The sequence below is a fragment of the Flectobacillus sp. BAB-3569 genome (genome assembly GCF_002270355.1).
Classification (GTDB): domain Bacteria; phylum Bacteroidota; class Bacteroidia; order Cytophagales; family Spirosomataceae; genus Flectobacillus; species Flectobacillus roseus.
Genome location: NZ_NJFZ01000012.1, coordinates 256,111 through 267,885 on the forward strand (window position 1 = coordinate 256,111; position 11,775 = coordinate 267,885).

The window sequence follows — 11,775 nt, forward strand, 5'->3', positions numbered from 1 at the left end:
ATAAAAAAGCGGTCGAAAATCAATTTTTCGACCGCTTTTTTTCTTAGAAACAAGGCATTTCATCTCTACCAGTGAAATATAGATAAGAAAAAAATCACACAACCACTCAATCACTAACTCACTCAATAATGTGTGTCCGAAATCAGAAATCCCAAATCTGAAATTCATAGCACACTCTCAACTCAGCACTCATACGCTTATCTTCTAAATTTGTTCTTTCTTCGTTGGTTATTAGAAGATTTGTCAAATTCGGCAATTTGATCTGCTGCCTGTTTTTTAGGATTTGCCAACAATTTTTCTGCCAAGTCAGGACGTTTGAGTTTAATCAAACGTTGCTTGATCCAAGTCTTGATTTCTGGTTTGTACCAGAAGAAATATTTGTTTTGCGCTAATTTTTCTTCTCTTGTTTTAGCCGTAGCAATAGGCTGTAAAGTATAAGGGTGTACGCCAGAATAGTAAATTACCTCAGCTACTGTCATTGGGGTTGGCGTAAAATCCTGAACTTGTTCTAATTGGAAGCCCAAATCTTTGGTTTCTGCTGCGAGATTAGCCATATCAACCTCTTCACAACCCGGGTGCGACGAGATAAAGTATGGAATCAATGGCTGATTCATGCCATGCTTGGTCTGAATTTCATCGTATTTCTCCTTAAACTTTCTGAAATATTTGAATGAAGGTTTACGCATGATTTTCAAGGTGTTGTCAGAAGTATGCTCTGGCGCCACCTTCAAACGACCCGACACGTGACGAGTAATCAATTGCTCCATGTATTCATCATGGTTTCCGTCTTGATTGTTTTTGTTGAAATCATCAACCAATAAATCATAACGGACTCCAGAACCTACGAACGCTTTTTTGATTTTCGGATGCTCATCTACTTTTTTGTACAATTGCGTCAAAGGCTTATGAGAAGTATCCAAATTTGAGCAAATCACAGGGTGAATACAGCTCGGACTCTGACATCTGGCACAAATTGACTCATCTTTACCTTTCATGCGGTACATGTTGGCAGACGGCCCACCTAAGTCAGAGATATAGCCCTTAAATTCAGGATGTTGTGTAATTTGCTCAACTTCCTTCATGATTGATTTTTCACTTCTTGAAGCAATAAATTTACCTTGGTGTGCCGAAATTGTACAAAAGCTGCATCCTCCAAAACAGCCACGGTGCATATTCAAGGAGAATTTAATCATCTCATACGCAGGAATCGTACCTCTCTTTTTGTATTTCGGGTGCGGTAGACGAGTGTATGGCAAATCAAAAGATTTGTCCATTTCGGTCTCCTCCATTGTCTTAAAAGGAGGATTGATTACCAAGGTTTTTTTCCCTACTTGTTGAGTAATACGATTGGCTTGCCATTTATTCGATTCAACTTCTACAATTTTGAAGTTGGAAGCATATTTGATTTTGTCTTTTAAACAAACCTCATGACTTGCCAATTCAACCGTTTCCCATCCATTAAATTCCTGCAAAGGCTCATTTGATGGTTGCAAATAGGCAATTTGGTTTACGTTTTTGATGGTATTCATTGAAACACCTTGTTTTACCAATCTCAACAACTCTCTGAGAGGTTGTTCGCCCATACCATATACCAACAAATCTGCACCAGAATCTTCCAAGATAGTGGGCATCAATCTGTCTTGCCAATAGTCGTAGTGTGTTACACGACGCAATGAAGCTTCGATACCACCGATTAATACAGGTACATCTGGGTATAATTCTTTCAGGATTTTGGTATATACAGTCGTAGCGTAGTCTGGACGATAGCCAGCTTCGCCACCTGGGGTATAGGAGTCATTAGAACGCAAACGCTTGTTGGCGGTATAGTGATTCACCATCGAATCCATACAGCCAGCCGTTACGCCAAAGAAATATTTCGGACGACCAAATTTTTTGAAATCTCTTAAATCATCTTTCCAGTTGGGCTGAGCCACAACTGCTACTCTAAAGCCCTCGCTTTCGATAATACGGCCGATTACGGCAGTACCAAAGGCAGGGTGATCTACGTAGGCATCTCCCGAAATCAATACTACGTCTACATCTTCCCAGCCCCGTTTTTCAATCTCTTTTTTGGTAAGAGGCAACCAGTCGGTAATTGGTCTTTCTAACATAATGCAAAATTACGCAAAAAATGCGTGTGTCGTAACTCTGTTGAGAGATACATGCTAACAAGTGGTATGAATGTTTTAAATGGTGCAAAAAATCTGCACAGAAGCAAATTAGTGGTGATAGATTATGAGCTAATAACCTCAGTAGCTCGATTGCTAAACAATCTGAGAGACAAAAAAGTTTGAAAGAATTGGAATATTTAAGGCAAGTTATTGGTAATAAGTTAGTAGGCAAAATAGAATTTAATTTTTGAGCCTTTGGCTTTCAGCTTTGGGCATTCGGCAAAAACGTATCTATCGTTACTAAAAAACATATTTAAACTCTTTGCCTAGTGCCTGTTGCCTTGCCCCTATTAAATATAATTCTGCACGATTACTTAAGTTAGTGAGCAAAATAAAATTTAATCTTTTAGCTTTCGGCTTTCAGCCATGGGCATTCGGCAAAAACGTATCTATCGTTACTAAAAAACATATTTAAACTCTTTGCCTAGTGCCTGTTGCCTTGTCCCTAAAATAAAAAAATTAAATATTTTATTTGCACTAATACTTAAGTAGTGTGAAAGATTAAATTAATAGTATAACTGAGGCAAAATTTGACTATAACCTTTTGATTATGAATATCTTCAAATAACCAGCATACTGTTAACTAATAACCTTTTCCTATTTATTCGCTCTTTCTTGAAAATAAAAAGGCGAAGCCAGAAAAAATCTAACTTCGCCCTTGTATAAAAACAATTGAAATCGAATAATTGCGAAACGGAAAATCATAAAATACTTTCCTAGTTTCTATTATGCGTGTTTCAAAAGAGTTTGTTCCAATACAGATTTAGGGATATTACCACCTACTAATCTTTCTTTCAATTCACCATTTTTGAAAATCATCAAAGTAGGGATAGAACGGATACCTAAAGTTGCAGGAACCACTGAGTTTGCATCAACGTCCATTTTAGCTACTACTGCTTGACCATCTACGTCGTCAGCAAGAGCCTCTACAACTGGACCGATCATTTTACAAGGTCCACACCATTCTGCCCAAAAATCTACTAATACAGGTTTGTCTGAGTTAATAAGCTCCTGAAAGTTTGCGTCAGTAGCTACTACGTAATTTCCCATTTTTTTAATCGTTATAGTTAATGTATTTCGTCAAAGTTAAAACATTTTATTCAACAATATTGGTTCACTTTGAAGGAAAATAATCTAAGTTATGAGAATAGATTTGCTAACAATTTGGGAAAGAGAGCTTTATTCTAAGAGTTTTGCATACATCCCTGTTATCTTATCCATCTTCTGTAAAATGTTGCTAGTGACCTTAAACATCTGAGCTACATCCATACCTTTATTCTCAAAAGTGTAACAATTGTCTTTTGTACATCGTTCCTCAACTTCTCTCCAATCTGCAATTACGTTTGCGAGTGCATCGTCAATATCTGTAGTGTTTACTTCTGAAATGATAAGTTTGCTAAAATTTTGCTGTATAAATTCTGCAAAAGATTTAATTTTTTCGGTTGGAAACTGCTCTGTAATTCCCCAAACATAAGCGGCATAATAAAAGGTAAGTCGTTGCGATAGCATTCGTTGGCGACCAGCGGTATTGGTATTTTCGGCGATAGACAGTATGGTAGCACCCTCAGAGTTTGGTTGTTTGGGAAGAGTGCCAGCATATTCAACATATGCTTTTACCAATTCATCACAAGCGGTCAAAACAGCAGTGTTTTTCTCTAAAATCAAAGCCGCATTGTCTTTGGTGGTTTCGGCGATAATGAGTTTTTTATATTCCTTCCATAATACTTCTTCTTTTATGAGGTGTGCTTTGATTTTTTCTGATGGTGCAAAACCTGATAATACTTTGAAGTTTTCTTCAAAAAGAATGATAGAAGATGCTCGCTCTCTGGTAGCTAACTCTGTATGGATATTCATCCCAATATAGACAAAATCTTTTGCCATCCGTTGGGTAAGCATTCTTTGTTTTCCCGCTATGTTGACAGCTGCTCCCAGCGAGATTTGATTGCCAGATTCGGAAGCTGTAGTATTTTGAGCTATCAAAAGAGTTAAACTTGTGATACTGATAAGAAGAGTCAGAATTATCGATTTCATGGGTATGGAGTTGGGATTATTAATGATTGTTCTAAAGACAGAATGGGCTAAAATACAGATACTTACGAAGTAGATATAAACTAGTTGTTAACCAATGTTAAGTTTTTTGAACTAATACTTTGATTGTAAAGTCGATACCATTTTTTTGCCTCAGAAAGATTTTTGGGCGTTACGGGCGAGCCTTTAGTGTACAGGTTGGCCAACATCCATTGCGCTTCAAAATTTCCTTTTTGACCAACATCGGTGAGAATATCCAAGGCTCGGGGCAAATTGGTTTCAATCTGGTTCGTGCCAAACCAATAGAGTCTACCAAGCTGAAACCCAGCCTCCAGATTACCCATACGATAGGCCATTTCAAAGTAATCCTTGGCAAGAAGTGCATTTTTAGGAATGGTAGATATTCCCGAGAGGTGTATTTTGCCTAGTTCAGTGGCAGATTCTGGGTCAGAATCATATGAATAGGCTCTTTTGAAATACCTTTGCGCATTCAGAAAATCCCCCGTTTCTTTGAAACAGATTGCTAGATTTTTTAGTGAGCTTGCTTTCATCAGCGGAGTATCCTTGTAGTCAAGATACAAAGGGAATGCCTTGATATGTTGTCCAGATTTGAATAAAGAGTCTGCTTTCTCCAAGCCCTCTTTAGTCATTTTATTTGGATAAGTAGGACGTGCTAAGGCCTTAACCTTGCGTTTTGGCTTGAGATGCGATGTTTTTTTGTGAAAAGATTTTTTGGGTTGATTTTTAGAAATGGAGGGACGTGCCTTCCGTTTGTGAACAGAAGACGTACGTAGATTTTGTGCCTGAATATTGATGCTCCCCCAAGCTAACAATATCCACAGCATTTTTTTGTGCATAGGACGAAAACGTATATTAGTAAAAATTAACAGAGTTATTGTAAATATACCCAAGTGACTGAATAAATCAAGTAGTTTTGGTAAGTAATTTCTGAGAAAATGACATAAATTATTCCAGATAAATACTTAAATAAAAATAGTCCAGTATTTTCTTCGATAGAGGAAATACTGGACTATTTGAAAGCATTTGTTTATTAATAATTTTCGTAATACTTACGAATTTTTCGAGTTAGCTGATCGTAGATTGGTTTGGTAAATTCTGTGAATAATATTTGTGGTGCTGGGGGCAATAACTCCTTGTTTTTGCAAAGATTCAATTGATCTTTGGTCAAGGCACGTTCGTCACCATTAAAATTCGCCCACTCGTTTACCCAAACAAAAGTACCAGGGATTTTATCTCTGTGAATGACTTGTTTGGTTTGAAAATCAATGATTTGCATATCCAAAATGCCATTAGAGGTAACCGTTTTACGACTTTTGGTATATTTGGCTGTTACTTTATTGTAAACAGGTACTTTCTTGCCGTTTACCGTCGCTTCGCCCACTTTTACACTATCTTTACTTGTAATATTTTCGGTGTTGGTATTCACGTAGGTTTGCCCTACCATAAATTCATCGAACTGCAAACGTACGATTTGATGCGGCTTCAATTTTATATCACTCGCATGTTGAGGACCATAGAACTGCACGAAAATGTTCATTTTTGGATTTGTCCTCAAAAATTCATTGACCTTATCCTGAAAATATTCGTTACTCAATTGATATAATTTTGAAGTAACAGTTACTTGTTCTAGCACAACATTTACAGCGGCATATGAATAAGCATTATCCATTTTGTTGGAAACGTCCTTGTATCCCGGAATAATTTGTGAAGCTCGTTCAAAGTCAAGGAATGCCATTTTGGCCTCTTGACGATTTCCTTTGGCGTTGCCCAAATGGAAGTTTCCAGAGTCATAACGGTCAGAAGCGGCCAAATTTCGAGCAGCTTGAAGAGGCTCAACAAACTTTTTGCCATCGCCAACCACCCTAATGCAGGGCGGACAGTTATCGATAGCCGAACCAAGCTGATTCATGGCATCATACTCAGAAATTACCCTTTCCCAATGAAAAGGTTCAGTCGATTTTTCCCAATTATTAACACGACCCTGATGATAGTTCAATGCCAAGGGATATGCTTCCTTCAGAACTTGTTGAGAAGTGCTATTGGTAGGGCTTTTTTGAAGTCGTTCGACTGCTGTGTATACAGCCTCGTCGAAATTTCCTTTTTCTAGTGCTTTTTTTCCTGTTGAACAAGCCGTCAAGGCAACACCAAGAACGATGGTATAAAGTTTTGAATTCATAGAATTTTGATTCGAGTGCGAAAGTTTTGTAGGTCTATTAGAACTACAAACTTTGTCAAGATTCTTCAAATATCCTAGAATGCAAGACTAAAATGAATGACTGGGATAAAAACTGATGCTTTTTATCCCAGTCAACTTATTTCTGATAATGCTTTTGATAAAACGATTTTTCTGTTTCGGATGGATTTTGTGGTTGTTTATTTCTTGCAAAACGATTTCTGTGTGAAAAATACATATCTAGAATGTCATTTCCATTTACACTAAGGATGACAACATCTGGCTCGGCAAATTGAGCCTTTTCTTTGTAAAGGCTAACATAATCGTCAATAGAATAGCCCCAATTGGCGGCATTCAACATTTCTTTGTCAGGAAATGCCGTTTGTAGGAGATTGGTGCCGATGTTTTTGTTGTCTAAGAATGGAAAATACATTTCCGAATCCCCCAAGAACAATATGCGCTGTTTAGTTTTGGTACTTGACACATCAGTATCCATTCTCAAACCTTGGGCATTGGTTTTTACACGATATGGTAAGCCTTTTCCGCCATCCAAAATTTCATCATTCGAGGGAAATAAATCCCCAAACGTTTCAGGCTTTTCTGCAAAAGTCTTTGTAGATTTTACCGCAGCATATTGTTTAATAATGGGCGTTAGTTCTTCTGCAATAATTTTAGCTCCTTCTTTCGACCAGTGACCGTCTTTGGGAAGTTGCGTAACGACTTTTGGGTCTTGATTGGCTAGTTTTTGTGTTAAATCATAAAAAGGAACCTGCAACTCTTTGGCATATCCTTCCACCAGTTCTTTGCCAAGACGGTTACTTTTGGTCAAGCTTTCGCCGACTTCTGGACTTAAAAAGGTAATTATTAGCTGTGCTCCGTTGGCAGTAACAGCCTTGTGGAGTTCTATTAACTGGTTTTTATAACGCAGTTTTAATTCTTCATAGACTTTGGTGGCAAGAGTATCATCTTCCAAAATTTCTTCTCTTGGAATTTCAGGATATTCAGCTTGTACGGTTTCTTTTAAATTGGTCGTTTGTGCATCGTTAGTTTGTTTTTTGTCGCTACAAGCCATTATCATAACTCCTGTTGCAAAAGCAAAAGCCAAATTTGTTTTTTTCATCATGTCAAAACTGTTTTAACGGGTTGGTAAGTACTAATGCCGAATTGTGAGCTGTGAATTGTGAATGTAATTTTATGATTATCAGTTTTTTACATTTAAAATTCATCGGCTCTTATTCTACACAATTACTAAATTGATTAATCTATTATAGTCTGTAATATTAAAATTTAAAGTATATATACTCGGTGGGATTTTGAGTTGGCCACATCCAGTAAATTACACCTATAACACTGGCGTATATGCCCAGTCGAACTGGCAAAGACCATTTGGAAATATCAGCAGGATGTAACTCTTTTCGCTGTAACCACTCAATCAATACGATCAATATTGATAACCCAAGTTCCACGACTCCTATATCGGGCATAGAAAAGTCGCTTGTTTTAAACATTTCTTGATAATAGGTGAGGGCAGTGACAAAGTCGGGTGACCTGAAAAAGACTCTTGTAAAAGCGATAGATAAAAAAACTAAAAGCATGGAGAAAAAGCCTTTCACACCATATTGAATATCATTTTTTTCTCTAGTCCAGTCTATTAAAATTGCCATTACAAATAATAGTCCGTTGAAACTACCCCAGAGAATATAGTTGGCATTGGCACCATGCCAAACACCACTCATGAAAAACACGATAAAGATATTTACCATATATTGCCACTTGCTGCTACCTCTACCGCCTAACGGAAGGTAGATATACTCCTTTAGCCAAGCACTGAGTGATAAGTGCCATCTACGCCAAAACTCGTCTATGGTTCTTGAAATAAACGGGGAGTTGAAATTGCTATTTATCTTTATTCCTAATAGTTTGGCGATTCCCCAAGCCATATCTGAGTACCCAGAGAAATCCATATAGACCTGAAAACTGTAGAGAATAATAGCAAGCCAGAGATAGATAACTCCTAGGTCGCTGTGATTATAAAAGATATAATCTACTGGTTTAGCCAACAATCCTGAGACGATTACTTTTTTGAAAATTCCCCATACAATTCGTTGTCCCGACTCCTCAATGGTAGTCAACGAAATGCTTCTGGATAAACTATATTGCGGAAGGTCTTTGTAGGCAATTGGAATCGGACCCGATAAAAGTTGAGGGAAAAAGGATAAATATGCCCCTAGCGTAATGGGATTAGCAACTGGGGACAGTTTTTTTCTATAAATATCAATCAGATAACTAGATGCTGCCAAAGTATAATAAGAAAGCCCGATAGTGGAGGCCAATTTATAGATTGAAAGCGCGCCCGAAAAATCACCTAATAGCCAGTTGTAATACTTTGCAATGAATAGTTGTGAAAAAATTAGTAAAAGCCCTAAGGTAAGAATGGCTTTTCGTTGCCGATAAGTCTCCATGGCATTACCCAACAACCACGTTCCCAGAGATATAAAAGCCCATAATAAACAAAGCTTAAGGTCTACTTGCGCATAGAAATAGAGACTTCCGCCAAGAAGGATGAAATTTTGAATTTTATAATATGTCCTAAAAAGCCAATAAATAGGACATATTACGCCAAAGAAATAGATAAAATGAATCGAGTTAAACGGCATACAAATAATTTGTGTGTTGTAATTTAGTAAGGTATGGTTCGCAATTATAATGACTGAAAAAAAATGATGAGCGTTGCCTGATGCAAAAGATTCTATTTTGAAAAGGTGCAAGAAGTGGGTAAAGATAAGCTAATGAATAAGCAGAGGATGAGGAAAAACACACAAAAAAAATGCCAATAAAAAAAGGAATGACAAACGTCATTCCTTTTTTTACTTATTTCTTGCCAAATTTTCCTCCGAAGAAATCTACAACGTTCCAATCTGGTGATTTTGAATCTTGTGCTACGTAGTAACCAATCAAATAATTGACTTTTACATGCGTGGCTGCCGCATCAAAGTCGAATGGTTGCGACATATCGTCTTGCGGTGTGTGATAGATGGTGCTTCTCCAACCTACATCCGATTTGCTTCTATCAATGGTATCACTTGGGATTGTTTTGAAACCACTTTTTATAAACAAGGCTGGAATACCTTTTTTGATAAAACTAAAATGGTCGCTACGAATAAATACCACTTGCTCTGGGAATGGATCTGGACTAATGCCTAAGCCTAAAATCTTTGCTGTTTTTTCTACCTGCTGATTCAAACTCGAATGCTGTGCACCATAAGGCACGATATCCAAAATAGGATGGAAGAAGAATGGCATATCAATGGCCAAATCTGCTACGATTTTTCCATTGAGTGGACTGTTACTTGCAAAATAATCAGAACCCAATAAACCAAACTCTTCACCTGTAACGATGGTGAAAACAATTGAACGTTTTGGCGCTTCTGGTAAATTTTTGAAGGTTTGAGCAATCTCTAACAGAATAGCAACGCCAGAAGCATTGTCATGCGCACCATTATAAATTGAATCACCTTTGACAGGTGCACCGATGCCAAAATGGTCGAGGTGTGCTGTGTACACAATATATTCGTCTTTCAGCTTGGGGTCAGAACCTTCGATCATACCCACCAAATTTGAACCTGCTACTGAGGTAAATTGCGTATTTACTTTGATAGTTGCCTGAATGTTGAGGTCAAATGGCTCGGCTTTACCAGCTTTGGTACTTTCTACAGCCGAAGCAAATGTTTTTCCTGATTTGGCAAATAGTTTTTCTGCTTTGTCAGGATTAAAGGTTGCCACCGCTTTCAAGGCAGGAAAGGCATCGTTGGGTTGACCTTCTTTATTCAACCATTTGAAAGTCCCTTGTTTAGTTCTGCGAACAGTAGCTTCCCAAGTCGAACGTTTGTCGTTAGGGAAATTTACCGAGATAACCCCAACGGCACCACGTTTGATGGCCTCGTTATATTTGACAGGGTTTGTGGTAAAATAGGCTCTTTGATTCGATGGAAAACTTTCAGGGGCTGCGTTGAAAAATACAACAATTTTGCCTTTTACATCAATACCCTTGTAGTCGTCATATTGCATTTCTGGTGCCGAAATACCATAGCCTACAAATACCAATGGAGCTGATACGGACGATTCCTCTTGTGGCATATAAGGACTTGCGATAAACTCTTGACCATAAGTCAAAGTTTCTTCTCCGAGGGTCATGGCAGTGAGTTTTTCACTAACAATCCCTTTTTTCAACGGAACGGGTTGTAGATAACCACCGTCGGGCATGGCTGGTTTCAAGCCAATGCGCATCATTTGTGTTTCTACAAATTTTGACGCAACAGAAAAGCCTCTAGTTCCAGGCTGACGACCTTCGACCAAATCATCTGCCAAAAAGGTCATGGTGGCTTTAATAGCATTAGGGTTGATGTTTTTCAGGTTTTTCACTTCTGGACCACCTTTTTGTCCAATAGCTGAAAAGCCCAAAAGGCAAGCCATGGTACTTGCCGAAAGAAAGGATAATTTCATTGGTTTTTGTGTTGACGATTTTATGAAAAAATTTAGAACATGTTTGAATTTTACAGGTAAAAAAATAAAAAAGTCTGTATTTGTTTTCTGAAATCCTGTTGTTTGAGCCGCAGGCGAGTTTAGGATTTCTTGACTTTCTTTTGCGGCCGCCGCGCGGTTACTTTTCTTGTGTCAAGACAAGAAAAGTAAGGAGTTGCGAAAGGAAATTTTGCTTTTTTGGATAAATGCCAAATAAAATTTTAAAACATACTCTTAGTTTGATTTACAAAGATACAAGATTTAGTCCACGGGTACTGCCGTTGTGTATTTAACATGATGAAGCACCACCGTACTGCTATGCACCTTTATGGAAGGAATTTCGGCCATTCTGCGTAAAAAACCATCATACTCTTTAATGTCCTTGACGTATACTTTTAGCTGATAATCCACCGTACCCGCCAAATGATAGCACTCGATTACTTCTGGCATATTTTGCACAATTTGCTCAAAAGTATCAATATTCTCGTGGGTATAAATTGGCATGGAAACATTACAGAAAACTACTTGTCCACGTCCAGTTTTTTCAGGATTTACTAAGGCTACATATCCAGATATAACACCGTCTTTTTCTAACCGCTTGATTCGCTCAAATACAGGCGAGGTGGTTAGATTCAACATTTCGGCTAATTCTTTAATAGTTAGTTTGGCATTTTGCTGTAATAACTGAAGAATTTGTTGGTCGGTCGAGTCCAGCATAATATTCTGTTTAACAATTTAATCTTATGTTGATAAAGCAAAATATGCTTATTTTTTTGAAAATGACAAAAGTTAGCGGGGTATTTTTGAGTATTTTAAAGAATAAAATATAAAYTAAASTAATCAGCATAAATATCTGATATG

The 11,775-nt window shown here is 37.6% G+C and carries 9 protein-coding genes; all 9 read right to left on the minus strand.

Going from position 1 to position 11,775, the window contains the following annotated elements:
• Positions 1 to 197: 197 nt before the first annotated feature.
• Complete coding sequence (locus BWI92_RS13335; protein WP_095163745.1) at positions 198 to 2,111, minus strand: YgiQ family radical SAM protein; 1,914 nt, start codon at positions 2,109 to 2,111, stop codon at positions 198 to 200.
• 786 nt (positions 2,112 to 2,897) lie between these two features.
• Complete coding sequence (gene trxA, locus BWI92_RS13340; RefSeq protein WP_095163746.1) at positions 2,898 to 3,221, minus strand: thioredoxin; 324 nt, start codon at positions 3,219 to 3,221, stop codon at positions 2,898 to 2,900.
• A 129-nt stretch (positions 3,222 to 3,350) separates the two neighbouring features.
• Positions 3,351 to 4,202, minus strand: a complete 852-nt coding sequence (locus tag BWI92_RS13345) for a type IV pili methyl-accepting chemotaxis transducer N-terminal domain-containing protein (protein ID WP_095163747.1) — start codon at positions 4,200 to 4,202, stop codon at positions 3,351 to 3,353.
• 80 nt (positions 4,203 to 4,282) lie between these two features.
• Positions 4,283 to 5,044, minus strand: coding sequence for a tetratricopeptide/SEL1-like repeat protein (locus BWI92_RS13350; protein WP_176464418.1), 762 nt, complete (start codon positions 5,042 to 5,044; stop codon positions 4,283 to 4,285).
• Between the two features lie 206 nt (positions 5,045 to 5,250).
• Positions 5,251 to 6,396, minus strand: a complete 1,146-nt coding sequence (locus tag BWI92_RS13355) for a hypothetical protein (RefSeq protein WP_095163749.1) — start codon at positions 6,394 to 6,396, stop codon at positions 5,251 to 5,253.
• A 136-nt stretch (positions 6,397 to 6,532) separates the two neighbouring features.
• A complete protein-coding gene (locus tag BWI92_RS13360) occupies positions 6,533 to 7,516 on the minus strand; it encodes an SGNH/GDSL hydrolase family protein (protein ID WP_095163750.1) in 984 nt (327 codons plus the stop codon).
• 157 nt (positions 7,517 to 7,673) lie between these two features.
• Positions 7,674 to 9,050, minus strand: coding sequence for an MBOAT family protein (locus BWI92_RS13365; protein WP_095163751.1), 1,377 nt, complete (start codon positions 9,048 to 9,050; stop codon positions 7,674 to 7,676).
• 214 nt (positions 9,051 to 9,264) lie between these two features.
• On the minus strand, positions 9,265 to 10,896 hold the full coding sequence (locus tag BWI92_RS13370; RefSeq protein WP_229363036.1) for a M28 family metallopeptidase: 1,632 nt from the start codon (positions 10,894 to 10,896) through the stop codon (positions 9,265 to 9,267).
• A gap of 279 nt (positions 10,897 to 11,175) precedes the next feature.
• Positions 11,176 to 11,631, minus strand: coding sequence for an Lrp/AsnC family transcriptional regulator (locus tag BWI92_RS13375; RefSeq protein ID WP_095163753.1), 456 nt, complete (start codon positions 11,629 to 11,631; stop codon positions 11,176 to 11,178).
• Positions 11,632 to 11,775: the final 144 nt, after the last annotated feature.